This window comes from Acidovorax sp. NO-1 (assembly GCF_000238595.1).
GTDB lineage: Bacteria > Pseudomonadota > Gammaproteobacteria > Burkholderiales > Burkholderiaceae_C > Acidovorax.
This window is the reverse complement of the sequence record NZ_AGTS01000049.1, coordinates 91,822-110,527: the sequence shown is the minus strand read 5'-3', so window position 1 is coordinate 110,527 and position 18,706 is coordinate 91,822. Positions and strand designations below refer to the sequence as shown.

15 protein-coding genes and 1 pseudogene are annotated in these 18,706 nt (G+C 67.4%); 6 read left to right on the top strand and 10 right to left on the bottom strand.

The genetic code is table 11. The annotated features are described in order from the left end of the window. Positions 1–113: 113 nt before the first annotated feature. The 4 genes from hprK to KYG_RS05690 all read right to left on the bottom strand — a co-directional run bounded on the left by hprK (position 114) and on the right by KYG_RS05690 (position 3,487). On the bottom strand, positions 114–1,070 hold the full coding sequence (gene hprK, locus KYG_RS05705; RefSeq protein ID WP_008903894.1) for an HPr(Ser) kinase/phosphatase: 957 nt from the start codon (positions 1,068–1,070) through the stop codon (positions 114–116). Positions 1,071–1,104: 34 nt separating this feature from the next. Further along, on the bottom strand, positions 1,105–1,572 hold the full coding sequence (locus KYG_RS05700) for a PTS sugar transporter subunit IIA (protein WP_008903893.1): 468 nt from the start codon (positions 1,570–1,572) through the stop codon (positions 1,105–1,107). A 114-nt stretch (positions 1,573–1,686) separates the two neighbouring features. Then, positions 1,687–2,022 (bottom strand): ribosome hibernation-promoting factor, HPF/YfiA family, encoded by a 336-nt coding sequence (hpf, locus tag KYG_RS05695; RefSeq protein ID WP_008903892.1) that lies wholly within the window; start codon positions 2,020–2,022, stop codon positions 1,687–1,689. A gap of 238 nt (positions 2,023–2,260) precedes the next feature. Further along, positions 2,261–3,487: an MFS transporter gene (locus tag KYG_RS05690; RefSeq protein ID WP_008903891.1), complete on the bottom strand. Its 1,227-nt coding sequence runs from the start codon at positions 3,485–3,487 to the stop codon at positions 2,261–2,263. Between the two features lie 225 nt (positions 3,488–3,712). Between KYG_RS05690 and KYG_RS05685 the strand changes: the two are divergent. Then, positions 3,713–4,638 (top strand): annotated as a pseudogene (locus tag KYG_RS05685) (phosphoribosylaminoimidazolesuccinocarboxamide synthase). Between the two features lie 19 nt (positions 4,639–4,657). Here the strand turns inward: KYG_RS05685 and KYG_RS05680 are convergent. Then, on the bottom strand, positions 4,658–5,509 hold the full coding sequence (locus KYG_RS05680) for an META domain-containing protein (protein WP_008903889.1): 852 nt from the start codon (positions 5,507–5,509) through the stop codon (positions 4,658–4,660). A 10-nt stretch (positions 5,510–5,519) separates the two neighbouring features. After that, a complete protein-coding gene (trxA, locus tag KYG_RS05675) occupies positions 5,520–6,428 on the bottom strand; it encodes a thioredoxin (protein ID WP_008903888.1) in 909 nt (302 codons plus the stop codon). 156 nt (positions 6,429–6,584) lie between these two features. Here trxA and purE point away from each other — a divergent pair, with 156 nt between their 5' ends. From purE to KYG_RS05655, 4 genes are all read left to right on the top strand, one after another. Next, a complete protein-coding gene (purE, locus tag KYG_RS05670) occupies positions 6,585–7,076 on the top strand; it encodes a 5-(carboxyamino)imidazole ribonucleotide mutase (RefSeq protein ID WP_008903887.1) in 492 nt (163 codons plus the stop codon). A 79-nt stretch (positions 7,077–7,155) separates the two neighbouring features. Next, positions 7,156–8,328 carry a 5-(carboxyamino)imidazole ribonucleotide synthase gene (locus KYG_RS05665; protein WP_008903886.1) on the top strand — a complete coding sequence of 391 codons (1,173 nt, stop codon included), beginning with the start codon at positions 7,156–7,158 and terminating at the stop codon, positions 8,326–8,328. A gap of 16 nt (positions 8,329–8,344) precedes the next feature. Beyond that, complete coding sequence (locus tag KYG_RS05660; RefSeq protein ID WP_034693308.1) at positions 8,345–9,361, top strand: L-threonylcarbamoyladenylate synthase; 1,017 nt, start codon at positions 8,345–8,347, stop codon at positions 9,359–9,361. Between the two features lie 76 nt (positions 9,362–9,437). After that, positions 9,438–10,391 carry an SGNH/GDSL hydrolase family protein gene (locus KYG_RS05655; protein ID WP_034693306.1) on the top strand — a complete coding sequence of 318 codons (954 nt, stop codon included), beginning with the start codon at positions 9,438–9,440 and terminating at the stop codon, positions 10,389–10,391. A gap of 144 nt (positions 10,392–10,535) precedes the next feature. Here the strand turns inward: KYG_RS05655 and ssb are convergent, their stop codons facing one another. After that, complete coding sequence (ssb, locus tag KYG_RS05650; protein WP_008903883.1) at positions 10,536–11,102, bottom strand: single-stranded DNA-binding protein; 567 nt, start codon at positions 11,100–11,102, stop codon at positions 10,536–10,538. A 126-nt stretch (positions 11,103–11,228) separates the two neighbouring features. Beyond that, positions 11,229–12,407, bottom strand: a complete 1,179-nt coding sequence (locus tag KYG_RS05645; RefSeq protein ID WP_008903882.1) for an MFS transporter — start codon at positions 12,405–12,407, stop codon at positions 11,229–11,231. 148 nt (positions 12,408–12,555) lie between these two features. Between KYG_RS05645 and uvrA the strand changes: the two genes are divergently transcribed. Beyond that, complete coding sequence (uvrA, locus tag KYG_RS05640) at positions 12,556–15,603, top strand: excinuclease ABC subunit UvrA (protein WP_008903881.1); 3,048 nt, start codon at positions 12,556–12,558, stop codon at positions 15,601–15,603. A gap of 65 nt (positions 15,604–15,668) precedes the next feature. Here uvrA and KYG_RS05635 read toward each other — a convergent pair whose 3' ends face one another. Next, the gene (locus KYG_RS05635; protein ID WP_008903880.1) at positions 15,669–16,631 is read right to left on the bottom strand and encodes an alpha/beta hydrolase; all 963 of its coding nucleotides are present in this window, start codon (positions 16,629–16,631) and stop codon (positions 15,669–15,671) included. Positions 16,632–16,691: 60 nt separating this feature from the next. Then, complete coding sequence (locus KYG_RS05630; RefSeq protein ID WP_008903879.1) at positions 16,692–18,668, bottom strand: methyl-accepting chemotaxis protein; 1,977 nt, start codon at positions 18,666–18,668, stop codon at positions 16,692–16,694. Positions 18,669–18,706 lie beyond the last annotated feature (38 nt).

Genomic DNA, 18,706 nt, shown 5'->3' with positions numbered 1-18,706 from the left:
ACGCGACGGGCGTTGGCGAGAAGATCGCACCCCTGTTGATGCCCGATTGAGGCATCAAAAAAGGCCTCAGCGCTTATTAGATAAGCGCCAATAGCTACCAAAATAGTAGCAGACTATCCCCCCGTATCGCGCTCCATGGCGCGGCGGTGGCGTTCAACGAATTCCTGGTAGGTATCAATGCCGCGCAGTTGCAAGATGGTGTTGCGCACGGCCGCTTCTACCAGCACGGCAATGTTTCGGCCCGCCACCACCTGGATGACGACCTTGAGCACCGGTACGCCCAGCACGTCCTGGGTGAGCGGCTCATAGGGCAGGCGTTCGTATTCGCGCTCCAGCGTTTCCTTGCGCACCAGGTGCACGATGAGCTTCAGGCGCATCTTGCGGCGCACGGCCGTCTCGCCAAAGATGGCTCGGATATCGAGCAAACCGATGCCGCGCACCTCCAGCAGGTTCTGCAGCAGCTCGGGGCATTTGCCTTCGATGGTGGTCTGGTTGATGCGAAACAGGTCCACCGCGTCATCGGCCACCAGTCCGTTGCCGCGCGAGATCAGCTCCAGGCCCAGCTCACTTTTGCCCAGGCCTGACTCGCCGGTGATCATCACGCCCAGGCCCAGGATGTCCATGAACACGCCGTGCATGGTGGTGCGGTCGGCAAAGTGCTTGGACAGGTAGGCGCGCAGCACGTCGATGACAAACGCCGACGACTCGTGCGTGGAGAACATCGGGATCTGCGCGCGCTCGCACATGGACACCAGCTCGTCCGGCGCTGACTGGTTGTCGGCCAGCACCAGCACGGGCGGCTCCAGCGTCACGATGCGCGCGATGCGCCGCTTGCAATCGTCGGGCGATGCGCTGCTGAGGTAGGCGATCTCGCGCTCGCCCAGAATCTGAACCCGGTAGGGGTGGATGTAATTGAGGTAGCCGACCAGGTCTGCGCCAGAGCGGGCCGAGCGCACGGCCACTTCGTCAAAGCGCCGCTCGGAGGCACCCAGCCCCGCCACCCATTCCCACTTCAGCAGGCCGCGGAACTCTTCGAAAAGGACATCGGCGCTGACAACGTTGGGTTTCACGGAGATTCAGCGGGCGGGTGCTGCGGGGGGCCGATCAGGCCGTCTGGGTGGACTGCCAGCCCGCGATCATGCCGTGCAGCTCGGCCGCATCGGTCGAGGCCTTGAGCCTTTCGCGCAGGGCCGAATCGCTCAGCAGCTCGGCAATTTCAGACAGGATTTCCAGGTGCTTTTGCGTGGCCGCTTCCGGCACCAGAAGAAAAATGAGCAAACCCACAGGCAGTTCGTCGGGCGCGTCAAAACCAATGGGATGGAGCAGCTGAAACACCGCCGCCATCGGCGCTTTCAGGCCCTTGATGCGGCCATGCGGAATGGCCACGCCGTGGCCCAGGCCGGTAGAGCCCAGGCGCTCCCGGGCAAAAAGGCTGTCGGTGATCAACGCGCGGGAGAGGCCGTGCTGGCTCTCGAACAGCAGACCCGCTTCTTCAAAAGCACGCTTCTTGCTGGTGGCGTCCACGCTCACAAGCACTTGAGCGGAGGGCAGGATGGAGGCGAGTCGGTTCATGGTCAAGGGAAACAATTATGCACATGTTGGCGAAAACCCTGAGCGCTGTGCTGCACGGCAACAAAAAAACCGCCCAAAAGGGGCGGCTGCTGGGCCAGGCTCAGGGCTGGCGCATCAAGCGTGCATTTCGCGCTTGGCGGCTTCGTGGTGGTGGTCCTGCAAGCGGTCCTTGTGGCGCACGACCTGGCGGTCCATCTTGTCGACCAGCTCATCGACCGCCGCGTACAGGTCGGCGTGGGAGCTTTCGGCAAACAGGTCGTTGCCCTTGACGTGGATGTTGCATTCCGCTCGCTGCCTCTTTTCCTTCTCCTTTTGCTTCTCTACCGTCAGCAGTACCTTGACGTCGACAACCTGGTCAAAATGGCGGGTGATCCGGTCCAGCTTGGTGGTGACGTAGTTGCGCAAGGCTGGGGTAACTTCGAGGTGGTGACCGCTGATCGTCAAGTTCATAAATAAGTCTCCTGTAACACGCTCTGTGGAAGAAACGCCGCCCTGGATCAGAGGAGCGGCCCGGCGAACTTGGATGCATCCCGTTGACGTGAAGTCACTATGCTCCCGGCCCTTGTGAAAAGCAATCCCATTTCGCCCCTGCCCGCTGGGTTATGCCCGCCAAGGTGCCAAGCCCCCAAAAAGCGCGCACAATGGCTGAGTTGCCGGGGTGCACACGACCCCGTCAATGGGCGGTTGTTCAGCGTGCCGAAGGCGCTGCACCATGCAGCGTCAACCGCCCGGCCACCACCATCGACAGCAGGCTCGCTGCAATACCCACCAGCGCCGCCCTCCAGTAGTTCTGCACCAGTCCCTGCGCGTCGCGGCTGATCAGCAAACCGCCAACCACCGAAGCCACGCCCATGGCGGCCGATTGCACCGAGGCGTTCAACGTCATGAAGGTGCCGCGCAAGGGCGCCTGCGCCGCCGAGGCCACGATCGCCATGCCGGGGATCATGCGGCCACTCACAAAGGCAAACATCAGTGTCGAGACCACCAGCACGCCCCACAGCGGAAGCCCCTGCACCAACGTAATGGCCAGCAAACAGGGCGCCGCAGACAGGGCGAGCCAGCGAAAGGTTCGCACCTTGCCGCGCCGGTCCGTCAGCCGCCCGAACAGACGCGCGGTGAAAAGGGTCGCGACGCCGCCGCACAGGTAGGCCAGCGGAATCTGGTCGGCGCGGACACCTGCATTGGTCTGCATGTAGATGGTGATGTAGGGGATCACGGTGAATCCGGTGAACATGAGCAGCGCAGAAAACAGAAATGCCCACCGGTGGTTGGGGTCGGCAAGCACCTGGCCGATGCCGCCCAGCGCCGTCCGGCCGCTGGCCGCCTGCACGTGGGCCGTCATGGCCGGCATGGTGCGGGCCGCTAGCAGGGCCAGCACCGCCACCATCGCAGCAATGGCGATGAACGGCATGTTCCAGCCCCCCGCCTCGGCAAGGATCAGCCCCAGCGGGACACCGGCCACCGTGGACACCGAGAAGGACGTCATCACGATGCCCATGGCACGGCCGCGCCGCTCGAAAGGAATCACATCGGCCACGATGGTTTGCGACAGGGCCGACAGCACCCCCCCAAACGCCCCCGCCAGGATGCGCGCCACCATCAACGTGCCGTAGGTGGGCGCCACGCCGCAGGCCAGCGTGGCCAGGCCAAACAGCGCGTACAGCACCAGAAGCAGCCGCTTGCGCCCGAAGCGGTCGATGTAGGTCGAAGCCAGCAGGCCCGACACCCCTGCCGAGAGCGTATAGGCCGATACCAGCAGCCCGAACTGCGCATCGCTGATGGCAAACAGCTGGGTGAACCGGGGGCCCAGCGGCATCATGATCATGAAATCAAGAATGTGGGTGAACTGGATGCCCGCCAGAGTGAGCAGCAGCCAGAGTTCGCGGCGGGGAGTGAGCGCAGAGGTAGAGGGCACAGGGGCGGCCCCAGGGGGCCCGGTTCGGTTGGGGAGCCGCACAGTGTGCCGCAAGGGCGATCAGCGCGCAGGGCAGCAGCGCCGTGCACCGGGCGCGCACCGGGCCCGCGCGTAAAATCGGCGGGTTGCGCGCGCGACGGGAAGGCATGACTTCACCGCCCGGGCGCTTCACCCCCCTGTTTCGCGGCCTGCCTGCAGCGCACCTTGATCGCCCACACCGACACCATGACCCAGCCCAGCTCCAACGCCCTGCACACCTCTGCCCTCACGTCGCTGCCCCTGCTGGCCCGCGGAAAGGTGCGCGACAACTACGCCGTGGGCGACGACCGCATCCTGATGGTGGCCAGTGACCGGCTTTCGGCCTTTGACGTGATCATGGGCGAACCCATTCCGGGCAAGGGCGAGCTGCTCACGCAGATGGCGCTGTACTGGTTCGACAAGCTGGGGTACATCTGCCCCAACCACCTGACGGGCGACGCGCCGGAAAGTGTGGTGTCCCCGGACGAAGCTGCGCAGATCCGTGGCCGCTCGATGCTGGTGCAGCGGCTGCAGCCGATTCCGGTGGAAGCCGTGGTGCGCGGCTACCTGGCCGGCAGTGGCTGGAAGGAATACCAGGAGTCGCGCTCGGTGTGCGGTGTGCCGCTGCCCGAAGGGCTGACCAACGCCGCCAAGCTGCCCGAGCCCATCTACACCCCCGCCGCCAAGGCCGCTGCGGGTGAGCACGACGAGAACATCACCTTCGAGCGCACGGTGGAGATGATTGGCCTTGACCTGGCCACGCGCATCCGCGACCTGAGCATTGCCATCTACAAGGCTGCTGCCGAGATCGCATTGCCCAAGGGGCTGATCATTGCCGACACCAAATTCGAGTTTGGCCTGGCGCCCGACGGCACGCTGGTGCTGATGGACGAAGTCCTCACGCCCGACAGCTCGCGCTACTGGCCCGTGGAAGGCTACGAAGCGGCGCTGGCCGCCGGCCAGAACCCGCCGAGCTACGACAAGCAGTTTGTGCGCGACTGGCTGGAGCAGGCGCAGGTGAACGGCAAGCCCTGGGACAAGACCGCACCCGCCCCCGCCTGCCGCGCGAAGTGATTGAAAAGACTGCCGCCAAATACCGCGAGGCGCTGGAGCGCCTGACCGCCGCGTCCTGACCGGCTGGGGGAGGCGCCCTCAGCGCAGCGGCGTTTCGGCGGCCTCAAAACGCAGCAGGGGCTTGCCCTCCCCATCGCGCAGCAGTAGCTGCGTGCCTTGCTGGCGAAAGCTCGCCACCGCCGACAGGGCGGCCAGGTACCGCGCCTCTGCGGCCCCGGTGTCCAGGCACAGGGTGATGCCCGACACCAGGCGATGAAACCGAAGGTTAGCCCCTTCCAGGCTGTAGTCGGCCACAAAGCGGTTGCAACCGCCCGCCCCGGCCGCGCGGGCCTCGTCCCCTTGCAGCACCAGGAAAGGGGTCGGGCCCGCCTCGGAACCACGGGCAACAGGTTGTTCCTGCACCTGTGCAAGCCGCCAGTGGGTCAGCAGCAGCGGCACACTGGCCTCTACCGTCGCGGGCAGCGCGGGCGGGCGGTGCAACAGCACATCCACGCGGCGGAAAGCCAAATCCTGGGGAACGGGGTGGCGCATCGTGGTTGCCAGCAGCAAACGCCCTTCCCACGAGACGGTCGCGCGCACCTCATAGCGCCCCTTGGGCATGAAACGCACTGTGGGGTACGGAATCCGCAAAGCATACGGAGGCTGCCCGGCAAGCTCCTGCCGCTGCCGCCCCAGCACCACGGGCGGCTGATCGGGCTGGGTGACATCGAGCAGCGTTGCCTCGAACACCGAATCCGGTGGCACCAGCACCCGCTCGCGTGACAATGCCACGCCCGTCACTACCGCATCGGGCGCGGGGGGCCGCGTGCCACAGCCTGCGACCAGCAGCGCCAGCGTGGCCAGCACGGCGCCGCGCAGCACGCCGGGGTGTACAACCTGGCGCTGTGCGCCAGCCAGCCTGTGAACCCTTACCGCGCCCACAGGCAGCACCCAGAACCTTTCAGCTCAGCACCACGCTCGACAGGCGGCGCCGGTAAGTGGCCACCACCGGGTCCTCGGGGGGAATCTGCCCCTCAGCCACCTTGACCTTGGGCGGCTCGATGATTTCCAGAATGGCCACGTAGGTCTTGCGGGCCGCCTCTTCGTTCCAGACCTTGTCGCGCATGAGGATTTCCAGCAGCTCGTCCATGGCGTCGGTCCAGCGCTGGCCGGCCATGAGCCAGCGGGCGCGGGCATAGCGGGTGTCGAAATCGCGCTTGTTGGCGGCAATTTTTGCATCAAAATCAGCCTCAGCGCTTTCCCCGTATGCGCCAACAGCTACAAAATCAATAGCATCCATCCAGATCTTGAGCGCGCCCAGCTTGCGCGACGCCGGGGCCTTGGCAATCACGGGGGCAAAGGCGACCTTGGCATCGTCGTCACGGCGCAGCTGCAGCAACAGCTTGACGTAGTCGAAACGCACATCGTCATTGGACGGGTCGGTGACCACAGCGTGCTGCAGCTTTTCCAGGGCGGTGCCCGTGTCGCCCTCTGCCAGGGCTTCCAGCGCTTGCTCTTCCTCGGCTTCGGCCACGACCTCTTCCGCAGTGGGCACATGCTTGTCGAGGAAGGCGCGCACCTGGCCCTCGGGCAGGGCGCCCATGAAGCCGTCCACGGGCTGGCCGTTCATCAGCAACACACAGGTAGGAATGCTGCGGATGCCGAACATGCCCGCCAGCTGCTGCTCCTGGTCGGAGTCGATCTTGACGAGCTTGAAGCGGCCCGCATAGTCGGTCTCCAGCTTCTCCAGCACCGGCCCCAGCGACTTGCAGGGGCCACACCAGGGCGCCCAGAAGTCCACCAGCACAGGCACGTTCATCGAGGCAGCAACCACCTCGGCTTCAAAGTTTTCTACGGTGACGTCAATCATGGTGGTGTGGGGCCAAAGGCCTGCGGAGCGGTTTGCGCGCTATTTTGGCCCATCGAAACAGCCCCATGCCGGGAAGGGGGGCGTAAAAAGTAAAATCGCGGGTTCCACCTACAGCGGCAGAGCAGGCGCAACCTGCCCGCCAGCGCCCTCCACACCATGAAACCCATCCAGATCGGCGTGGTCATGGGTTCCAGCAGCGACTGGGACACCATGCAGCATGCAGTGCAGATTCTTGAACAGTTCGGCATCGCGCACGAGGCCCGCGTGGTCTCGGCCCACCGCATGCCCGACGACATGTTTGCCTACGCCGAGGCCGCCGCGGGCCGGGGCCTCAAAGCCATCATCGCGGGCGCCGGTGGCGCCGCCCACCTCCCCGGCATGATTGCCGCCAAGACCACCGTGCCCGTGCTGGGCGTGCCCGTGGCCAGCCGCCACCTGCAGGGTGTGGATTCGCTGCACAGCATCGTGCAGATGCCCAAGGGCATCCCCGTCGCAACATTTGCCATTGGCACGGCAGGCGCTGCCAACGCCGCGCTGTTCGCCGTGGCCCTGCTGGCCAACGAGCGCCCCGAACTGCGCCAGCGCCTGGAGGCCTTCCGCGCCGAGCAGACGGAAGTGGCCCGCAACATGACCTTGCCACCCGCATGAACAAGACCCCCACGCTCCACCGCTGCGCGGGTCGCTGCCCCCCGAGGGGGCCGCTTTTTCATCTTGGGGCGGCCCGGCGATGAAAAAATTCACCAACCAGCCGCTGCTGCCCGGTAGCACGCTGGGCGTGCTGGGCGGCGGCCAGCTGGGCCGCATGTTCGTGCACCAGGCCCAGGCCATGGGCTACTTCACGGCCGTGCTGGACGCAGATCCGGACAGCCCCGCAGGACTCGTGAGCCACCACCACATCCGCACCGGCTACGAAGACCCTGCCGGTCTGGCCGAGCTGGCCCGGGTGTCCGATGCCGTCACCACCGAATTCGAGAACGTGCCCGCTGCCACGCTGGCCGCCCTGGCCGCGCAGCGCCCCGTGTCGCCCGCCGCCAGCGCCGTATCGGTGGCGCAGGACCGGGCACGGGAAAAGGCCCACTTTGTGGCCTGCGGCGTGCCCTGTGCGCCGTATGCAGTGATCGAAACCGCAGAACAACTCGCTGCCGTTTCTGCCGATCTGCTGCCCGGCATCCTGAAAACCGCCCGCATGGGCTACGACGGCAAGGGCCAGGTGCGGGTGAAGACCGCTGCCGAACTCGCCGCCGCTTGGGACTCTGTCGGCAACGTGCCCTGCGTGCTGGAGCAAATGCTGCCGCTCGCGCTCGAATGCTCCGTGATCGTGGCGCGCGGCGCCGACGGTGCCACCGTGCACCTGCCCGTGCAGCGCAACCTGCACCGAGACGGCATTCTGGCGGTGACGGAAGTTTATGAACAAAATCTGCCTCCAGCGCTTATTCAGCAAGCGGTATCAGCTGCAATTTCGATAGCAAACGGCCTGCAGTATGTCGGCGTGCTCTGCGTGGAATTCTTTGTGCTGCAGGACGGCAGCCTGGTGGTGAACGAGATCGCCCCGCGCCCGCACAACAGCGGCCACTACAGTCAGAACGCCTGCGACGTGTCGCAGTTCGAGCTGCAGGTACGCACCATGGCCCGCCTGCCGCTCACGCAGCCGCGCCAGCACAGCCCCGCCGTCATGCTCAACCTCCTGGGCGACCTGTGGTTTGCGCACGGCGACGCGGCGCAGACCCCGCCCTGGGCCGAGGTGCTGCAGCTTCCCGGCACCCACCTGCACCTGTACGGCAAGCGCGACGCCAAACGCGGCCGCAAGATGGGGCACCTCAACATCACCGCAGCCACCCCCGACGCAGCACGTGCCACGGCCCTGCAGGCGGCGGCCCTGCTGGGCATTGCGCCGTTTTGAGGGCGGGTTTCAGACCATGATTCTTGACGGCTCCCAGCCCGCATCCATCGCCGCCGCAGCGCGGGCCGTGCGCAGCGGCGCGCTGCTCGGCCTCCCCACCGAGACGGTGTACGGCCTCGCGGCCGATGCCAGCAGCGATGCCGCCGTGGCGCAGATCTTTGCGGCCAAGGGGCGCCCCAGCGACCACCCCCTGATCGTGCATGTGGCCAACGCCGAGGGCATTGCGCACTTCGCCAGCGAGGTGCCAGGCTTTGCGCAGAAGCTGGTCGATGCCTTCTGGCCTGGCCCGCTCACGCTCATCCTGCCGCGCCTGCCCGGCGTGGCCAGCGCCGCCACGGGCGGTCAGGACAGCGTGGGACTGCGCTGCCCCGCCCACCCCGTGGCCCATGCCCTGCTGCTGGCCTGCGCCGCACCCGGCGACAGCGAGGCCCAGGGTGGCCCGCCCGTGTGGGGCGTGGCAGCCCCCAGCGCCAACCGCTTTGGCCGCGTGAGCCCCACTACCGCCCGGCATGTGCAGGACGAGCTGGGCGCCGAGCTGCTGGTGCTCGACGGCGGTCCGTGCGAAGTGGGCATCGAAAGCACCATCGTGGACTGCACGCGCGGCGTGCCCGTGCTGCTGCGCCCGGGCGCCATCACGCGCGAACAGATCAAACGGGCGTGTGGCCTGGCGCCGCTTTCCAAGGACGACATGCCCGCGCTCACGCCCCGCGCCTCGGGCACGCTGGAGGCCCACTACGCGCCCGCCGCCAAGGTGCGCCTGATGGATGCCAAGGCGCTGCAGACCGGCCTGGACCTGCTGGGCGCCGAGGCCCGCAACATCGCCGTGTACGCGCGTGCGGCGCTGCGCACCAAATCGTCCCAGCTGGTGATGCGCCGCATGCCCGACGACGCCGCCGCCACTGCCCAGCAGCTCTTTGCCGTGCTGCGCGGCTTTGACGAAGAAGGCGTGAAACTGATCTGGATCGAGACCCCGCCTGCCAGCCCCGATTGGGAGGGCGTGCGGGACCGCCTGCAACGCGCCTCTGCGGCCTGATCGCCCCCAGCCACGACGGCTTTGCCTGCGCTGACGTTGCCCCGCTAAACTAACCCCCACTTTTCTGGAGAAATACATGGCAGCAAATTGGATGCGCCGCACCGTACTGGTCGCCGCATGTGCGTCGGCCGCGTTGCTCGCGGCCTGCAGTTCCAGCACCACCGAATCGGCCATCACGCCCGAGCGCTTCATCGCGTTTGGCGATGCCAACAGCGACGTGGGACAGAACGGCTCGCGCTACACCGTCAACGACGGCAGCGTGAACAACTGGACCTCGGAAGTGGTGGCGAAATACGGCAAATCCCTCGCGGCAGTCTCCGCCGGGGGCACGAGCTATGCCGTGGGCAACGCCCGCGTCAACGCCAAGCCCGACGCGGCAGGCAACACGAGCACCCCCACCATTGCCGAGCAGATCGATGCCTTTCTGGCCAGCGGCCGCTTTGGCGCCAGCGATGTGGTGCTGCTCAGTGGCGGCGTGAGCGACGTGATTGCCGGCATGGCCGCCGTGCAGACCGGCACACAGACCGAGGCCGCCATGCTCGACGCAGCACGCAAGGCCGGTGAAGAGCTGGCCGCGCAGGTGCGCCGCCTGGTGAACGCGGGTGCCAAGTATGTGGTGGTGACCGGCACCTACAACCTCAGCGAAACCCCCTGGGCCAAGACCATCGGCCGCACGAACCTGCTGTCGGACGCCAGCAGGCGCTTCAATGACGGCCTGAAGGTCGGCATCGTGGACCTGGGTGCCAACGTGCTTTACGTGGACTTCGAGTACTACGTGAACCTCTACACCAACGTGCCCGGCAACTACGGCTTCAGCAACGCCACCTCGCCCGTGTGCACGTCGGTGGATGCCTCCAACGGCATCGGCATCGGCGCCGGGCAGGTCAACTCGGCCCTGTGCAACGCCTCCACGCTGGTGCCTGGCGGCACCCCGACCTCGTATGTGTTTGCCGATCCCGTGTACCTCGCACCGTCGGCCCACCGCCAGTTCGGCGTCTACGCCTACGACCGCCTGCGCGCACGCTGGTAGTCACTGGCCGCTGGCCGCTGGCAGCCGCCGCACCCGTCCCCGTGGTGCTTTTGGCGAGTTGCTGCGTTTGAACCCAGCCCCCCCGTAAAGAAAAAGCCCACACCTTGCGGGTGTGGGCCTGGGTTCCATGCGCTGCCGGGGGCTTCAGAATGGAATGTCGTCATCCATGTCGTCAAACCCCGAAGCCGCGCGGGGTGGCTGCGCGACGGGCGCAGGCGCAGCGCGCTGCGCGGGGGCTGCCATGGGGCGCGGTGCCGGGGCCGCGCGGCGGGGGGCCTGGTCGTAGCCACCGCCCTGCTCGCCACCGCCGTAGCCGCCATCGTCATAGCCGCCGCCCTGTTGGCCGCCACCGCCACCACCCTGGCCGCCCATGCCCTGGCGGCTGCCCAGCATCTGCATCTGGTCGGCGCGAATCTCGGTGCTGTACTTCTCCACGCCGCTCTGGTCGGTCCACTTGCGGGTGCGCAGGCTGCCTTCCACATACACCTGCGAGCCCTTGCGCAGATACTGGCCGGCGATTTCGGCAAGGCGGCCGTTGAAGACCACACGGTGCCACTCGGTGGCTTCCTTCATTTCGCCAGACTGCTTGTCTTTCCACTTGTCGGTGGTGGCAATCGTCACGTTGGCCACCTGGTCGCCACTGGGGAAGGTGCGCATTTCAGGGTCGCGACCCAGATTGCCGACGATGATGACTTTGTTGACTGATGCCATGGTGCTGTCTTTGCCTTTAAAGGATGAAAGCGCCGGATTTGAAGAAGGATTCCGGGCGCCAAGCGCGACATTGTGCCGCAACCGGCCCGCAATGGAAGCCCGGGCCAGGCGCGGCGCAGCCGGCCCTCAGTGGCCTGCGCGCCCCACGGGCCGCAGCGGCCAGGTCAGCACCAGCCAGAGCGCCGTGAGCGCCGTGGTGACGGCAAACAGCCCCGGGGCACCAGCCCATTTCACCAGGGCGCCGCCCAGCGCACCGCCCGCAAACAGGCCCAGCGATTGCAGGGTGTTGTAGCTGCCCAGCGCCGCGCCGCGAAGCTGCGCCGGCGCCATGCGCGACACCAGGCTGGGCTGGCTGGCCTCCAGCGCGTTGAATCCGCAAAAAAACACAAACAGTAGCGGCCCCAGTACCCACAGCGTGGGGGTGGAGCCCCCGGCGGCCAGCAAGCCCAGCCCCACCTGCACCAGCAGCACCAGCGCAATCGCCCCCAGCAGCGCCATGCGCAGCCGGCCCGCACGTTCGAGCGCAAAAAGCCCTCCCATGGCGGCGAACGAGAGCACCACGGCGGGCAGGTACACCTGCCAGTGGTGGTCCTTGCCCAGCCCCGCCTGCACCAACATGGCCGGTACCGCCACCCACATCGACAGCTGCACCGTGTGCAGCACGAACACGCCCAGGTTCAGGCGGAGCAGGTCCGGGTGCGCCCACACATCGGCCAGACGCCCCCGGGGCGCATGGGCGTGCAGTGCGGGCTCGGGCGGCACCCACCACACCACCACAGCGACACCTGCCAGCGCCAGCGCGCAGGTCAACCCGAACAGGCCCGACAGGCCGATCTGCGCGGTCAGCACGGGCGCCGCCACCAGCGCCACCGCAAACATCAGCCCGATGCTGCCGCCCACCAGCGCCATGGCCTTGGTGCGCACGGCATCACGTGTCTGGTCGGCCAGCAGGGCCGTCACGGCGGCCGACACGGCACCAGCCCCCTGCAGCGCCCGGCCCACCAGCAGGCCCGTGAGCGAATCGGCCAGCGCTGCCAGCAGGCTGCCCGCCGCAAACACCAGCAGGCCCAGCACGATCACCCGCTTGCGTCCGAACCGGTCAGACGCCATGCCCAGTGGCAGCTGCAAAAGTGCCTGCGTGAGGCCGTAAATCCCCATCGCCAGCCCCACCAGCGCAGGGTCATCCCCGCCGGGGTACTTGCGTGCCTCCAGGGCGAAGACAGGCAACACCAGGAACAGGCCCAGCATGCGCAGCGCAAAGATCAGCGCCAGGCTGATGCTGGAGCGGCGCTCCAGCGGGGTCATGGAGGTGGAAACAGAAGAACGTGGCACGGTGGGGGGCGCGGGCGCCGGACGGACGAAGCTGCCATTTTCGCCGATCCCCGATCCCCCGGGATTCCATCAAACGCGCGTGCGCCTATCATGGCGGGTTCCGCCTTTTTTGCCCCCGCCGATGCCCGACAACGTTCCCTCCCCCGATGGCACCTATCTCGCCCGCGCCTTGCGCGAGCAGCGCATCAGCATCCGCGGCGCGCGCACGCACAACCTCAAGAACATCGACCTGGACATTCCGCGCAACCAGCTGGTGGTGATCACGGGGCTGTCGGGCTCGGGCAAGTCGAGCCTGGCGTTTGACACGCTGTATGCCGAGGGCCAGCGGCGCTATGTGGAAAGCCTGTCGGCCTATGCGCGGCAGTTTCTGGGGCGGCTGGACAAACCCGATGTGGACCTGATCGAGGGCCTGTCGCCCGCCATCAGCATCGAGCAGAAGGCCACCAGCCACAACCCGCGCTCCACCGTGGGCACGGTGACCGAAATCCACGACTACCTGCGCCTGCTCTACGCCCGTGCGGGCACGCCGTTTTGCCCGGACCACAGCCTGCCGCTGGCCGCGCAGACCGTGAGCCAGATGGTGGACGCCGTGCTGGCCCTGCCCGAGGACACCAAGCTCATGATCCTCGCCCCCGTGGCGCGGGAGAAGAAGGGCGAGTTCACCGAGCTTTTTGCGCAGATGCAGGCGCTGGGCTATGTCCGCTTTCGGGTGGACGGGCAGATCTACGAGCACGAGAGCCTGCCCGCCCTCAAGAAAACCGAGAAGCACGACATTGACGTGGTGATCGACCGCATCAAGGTGCGGCCGGACCTGCAGCAGCGCCTGGCCGAGAGCATGGAAGCGGCCCTGCGCGTGGGTGGCCATGACGGCAACGGCCGCGTGCTGGCACTGGAGATGGACACGGGCCAGGAGCACCTGTTCAGCAGCAAATTTGCCTGCCCCGTGTGCAGCTATTCACTGGCCGAGCTGGAACCGCGCCTGTTCTCGTTCAATTCGCCCATGGGCGCCTGCCCGGCGTGCGATGGCATTGGCCAGCGCGAGGTGTTCGACCCGGCGCGCGTGGTGGCCTTCCCCACGCTGAGCCTGGCCAGCGGTGCCATCAAGGGCTGGGACCGGCGCAATGGCTACTACTTTGCGATGCTGGAGAGCCTGGCGCGGCACTATGCGTTCGATATCGAGGCGCCGTTCGAGTCGTTGCCCGCACCGGTGCAGCAGGCCATCCTGCACGGTTCGGGCGAGGAAGAAATCGCCTTCAGCTACATCATGGACAGCGGGGCCTCCAAGGGGAAGGTGCATACCAAGAAGCACCCGTTCGAGGGCATCATCCCCAACATGGCGCGGCGCTACCGCGAGACCGATTCGGTGGTGGTGCGCGAGGACCTGGCGCGCTTTCGCAGCACGCAGCCCTGCCCCGAATGCCACGGCACGCGCCTGCGCCGTGAAGCCCGCCATGTGCGGCTGGGTGAGGGCGAGCAAGCCCGCGCCATCTTTGAGGTAAGCCACGCCACGCTAAACACCGCCCATGGCTGGTTCAACGACCTCAAGCTCACCGGCGCCAAGGCCGAGATCGCCGACAAGGTGGTGCGCGAGATCGCCACGCGCCTGCAGTTCCTGAACGACGTGGGCCTGAGCTACCTGAGCCTGGACCGCAGCGCCGAGACGCTCAGCGGTGGCGAGGCGCAGCGCATTCGCCTGGCCTCCCAAATCGGCTCAGGCCTCACGGGCGTGATGTATGTGCTCGACGAGCCCAGCATCGGCCTGCACCAGCGCGACAACGACCGGCTGATTGCCACGCTGCAGCACCTGCGCGACATCGGCAACAGCGTGATCGTGGTGGAACACGACGAAGACATGATGCGCGCCGCCGACCATGTGATCGACATGGGCCCCGGCGCGGGCGTGCACGGCGGGAGCGTGATGGCGCAGGGCACATACGACGAAGTGCGCGCCAACGCGCAGTCGCTCACGGGCCAGTACTTGTCAGGCACGCGCACCATTGCCGTGCCAAAGCGCCGCACTCCCTGGCTGCCGGTGCTGGACCAGCCTGCGCCCGTGGTGGAGGCCAAGGCCAAGTCGCGCTTTCCACAGACCGAGGCCAGCAAGCGTCGCGCCGAACGCATGGCCGAACACCACGCCCGCCAGGGCGCCGTGCAGGCGCTGCGCGTTGTGGGCGCCACGGGCAACAACTTGAAGGGCGTGACGGTGGACTTCCCCGTGGGCCTACTCACCTGCGTGACGGGTGTCTCGGGCTCGGGCAAAAGCACGCTGGTCAACGACACCCTTTACGCCGCCGTGGCGCGGCAGGTGCACCGCGCGCACGAGGAGCCGGCCGCGCACGAAGAGATCGTGGGCATCGAGTATTTCGACAAGGTCATCAACGTCGACCAGAGCCCCATTGGCCGCACACCGCGCAGCAACCCCGCGACCTACACGGGCCTGTTCACGCCCATCCGCGAGCTGATGGCCGAGACCAACACCGCCAAGGAACGCGGCTACGGCCCCGGGCGCTTCAGCTTCAACGTGTCGCAGTCATCGGGCGGCGGCCGCTGCGAGGCCTGCCAGGGCGATGGCGTGGTGAAGGTGGAGATGCACTTCCTGCCCGACGTGTACGTGCCCTGCGACATCTGCCATGGCCAGCGCTACAACCGCGAGACGCTGGAGGTGCTGTGGAAGGGCAAGAACATCGCGCAGATTCTGGAGCTGACGGTGGAAGACGCGGCGGCGTACTTCAAGGACGTGCCCACCATCGCCCGCAAGCTGCAGACGCTGCTGGACGTGGGCCTGTCGTACATCCGCCTGGGCCAGGCCGCGACCACCCTCTCAGGCGGCGAGGCGCAGCGTGTGAAGCTGGCGCAGGAGCTATCCAAGCGCGACACGGGCCGCACGCTCTACATCCTGGACGAGCCCACCACCGGCCTGCACTTTGCCGACATCGATCTCTTGCTCCGCGTGCTGCACCAGCTGCGCGATGCGGGCAACACCATCGTCATCATCGAGCACAACCTCGATGTGATCAAAACCGCCGACTGGCTCATCGACATGGGCCCCGAGGGCGGCGCGGGCGGCGGCACTGTGGTGGGCGTGGGTACGCCCGAGGAACTGGCGGCCAACCCGGCCAGCCACACGGGGCGGTATCTGGCACCGTACCTGCAACGGAAATTTGAATAAAAACAGGCTCCAGCGCTTACACAGCAAGCGCCATTAGCTATACAAATAATAGCTTTCCAGCTACCTCACCGCAGCAGCCGCGCCACTTCGGGGTCGAGCGACGCCATGAACCGTTCCACCGCGTGGGTGTAGTCGCCCTCCTCGCCCAGCCGGGCATTGATGTCGCCGTGGGACAGGGGCTGGGGCAGCACCTCGGCACGGCCGCCCTGGGCGTGCACCCTATCTGCCAAGGCTTGTGCCTGCGCGCAGGCGCCGTCGGTGCGCCGGGTGGAGCACACGAGGAGGAAGGGCGGCGCAGGCGCCGGGTTGCCCTGCACCGCGTGGTTGGGCGACGCCGCGCGCCAGAAGGCGGGGTCGTCGCCGAACACCCGGTCGTACAGCGGCGGATGGCGCGCGGCCATCACGCGGGGCACATCGAGGGCGGCACTGTCCAGCGCCACGGCACCCAGCCAGGGGCGCGCCCCGGCGGTGTGGGCCAGCGCGGGGTGTGCGTTGAGCAGTGCCACCAGATGGGCACCGGCCGAATGGCCCATCAGGATGAAGCGTGAGGCGTCTGCACCCCACTGCGCGGCATGGCGCTGCGCGGCGGCCAGGGCCGTGGCCACGTCGTGCGCCTGCTGCAGCACGTTCACGGCCGGCACCAGCCGGTAGTTGACCGAGATGACCACCAGCCCGCGCGGCACCCATCGGCCCACTTTCGCGTGCACCACGCGGCCGTGGGCCTTGTCGCCCAGGCTCCATGCGCCGCCGTGCACCATGAAAACGACGGGCGCGCCACGCCCCGGGGGCTGCGGCACCGCGCCGGGCATGGCGCCTGCAGGCACGTACACGTCCATGCGATGGCGCGGATCCGGGCCATAGGGCACATCGCTCAGGCGCCGGGCCCCGGCGGTAGCACCATCCACGGCCCGCCCCGCGGGGCCGGGCCGCAGCGGGGGCGCTTCATCCTGGGCCAGGGCCACCGGCACAGCCAGGGCTACCAGCGCGGTGGCTGCGGCAGTGGCACGTAGCCAGAACGCAAGGTGCATGGGTTTTCACGAGAAAATGGCACCCAGCGCTTATACAGCAAGCGCCAGCAGCTATCAAATTTACAGCAGCGCACGTGGGCGTGCAGCGGCCAGGCCGCCCCCTGCACCCTCGTCCCCCAGCCGGAACACCGAGACCACATGCACCAGGTCTTCGGCCTGGCTTTGCAGGCTGCTGGCGGCGGCGGCCATCTCTTCGACGAGGGCGGCGTTCTGCTGCGTGACCTGGTCCATCTGCGTCACGGCCTCGCCCACCTGGGCCACGCCCAGCGATTGCTCGTGGCTGGCGGCACTGATCTCGCCCACGATATCGGTCACGCGGCGGATGGAGGCCACCACCTCGCTCATGGTGGCGCCGGCGCGGTCCACCAGCGCGCTGCCCTGCTCCACCCGCTCCACACTGGCGGAGATGAGCGCCTTGATCTCGCGCGCGGCTTCGGCGCTGCGCCCGGCCAGGCTGCGCACCTCGGTGGCCACCACGGCAAAGCCCCGGCCCTGCTCGCCAGCGCGCGCGGCTTCGACGGCGGCATTGAGCGCCAGGATGTTGGTCTGGAAGGCGATGGAATCGATCACGCCGATGATGTCCGCGATCTTCTGCGACGAGGCATTGATGCCGTGCATGGTGTCCACCACCTGCGCCACCACTTCGCCGCCCTGCACGGCCACGGTGCTGGCGCTGGCGGCCAGCTGGCTGGCCTGCTGGGCGCTGTCGGCGTTCTGGCGCACGGTGGCATTGAGCTGCTCCATGGACGCGGCGGTTTCTTCCAGCGCGCTGGCCTGGCTTTCGGTGCGGGCCGACAGGTCGGTGTTGCCCTGGGCGATCTGCACGCTGGCGGTGGCCACGCTCTCCGAGCCGCTGCGCACGTTGCGCACCACCTGCGTGAGTTGCGCGCGCATCTGCTGCAGCGCTTCCAGCAGTTGGCCCACCTCGTTGGTGCCATGGGCAATGGGGGCGCCGCTCAGGTCGCCCTGCGCCACGGCACGCGACAGCGCCACGGCCTGTGACAACGGCCCGGTCATGGAGCGCACGAACACCAGCGCCATGCCGCTGGTGGCCGACAGCGTGATGACCAGGGCCAGCGCCACCCACAGCAGCTTGCGCTGCAGCCCCGCCACGCGCGCCTGCAAGGCCTGGTCGAGGCTGGCCATGGACAGGTTGTTGAGCGCGTTCAGCGCTTCAATGGTGCGGGTGAAGGTGTCGAAATAGTCCTGGGACGCAAGCGTCAACTCACTCGCGTTGATCACATCGCGCTCGGCCATCTGCAGCGATTGCTGGATCTGGCTCTGCACCCCCTGCGCACTGCTGCCCAGCGCACGTTGCAGCTGGGCATTGCCCTGCAGGGCGCGGTCAAGCCCGCGGAAGGTGTCGGCCTGCAGCTCGGCCACGCGCTGCTCCAGCACCAGCAGCTGGCCCTTGCCCTGGGGCGTGAGCTCGCGCTTGCCCAGCGCACTGGCGCCCTGGGCGCGCAGCATGCCCAGCTTTTCGCCCAGCATCGGCGCCTGCACCAGCGATGCCTGGATCAGCGCATGGGTGTCTTCGTCCGGGTCCACCTGCAGGCCATAGGCATGCAGCAGCGATTCATTGAGCTGCAGCAGCGCGGTGATGAGCTGGGTGTGCTGGGCCGTGCTCTGGGCCTGCTCGATGCCGCGCGCGGCCACCGCCTGCTCCAGCGTGCGCCAGGTTTGCTGCGCCTGGGCCCAGGCGGCCATCTGGGCAGCCGGTACCTTGGCTGCGGCAAAGCGGGTGCTGACTTCGCCCACGGCCGCGTTCACGGCATCGCGGGCAGCGGGCCTGCGTGCGGCCAGCGCGTCGTCGCCACCCAACATGCCCACCGACAAGCCCCGGTGCACCTGCATGCGCTGCACCAGGTGCGTCAACGCCTGCGCGGGAGCCACGCCCTGCGACTCGTGGCGTGCATGCGCAATGGCGCGCAGCGCATCGCCCACATACAGGTACGTGGGCAGCGCGCTCATCATGAGGCCGAGGGTGCCCAGGATGAGGAATTTTTCCAGCAGATTCAGGCGGTGTAGCAATGACATGGCAGCAGGCGGGACAGGAAAGGCCCCAGGGGGCGGGG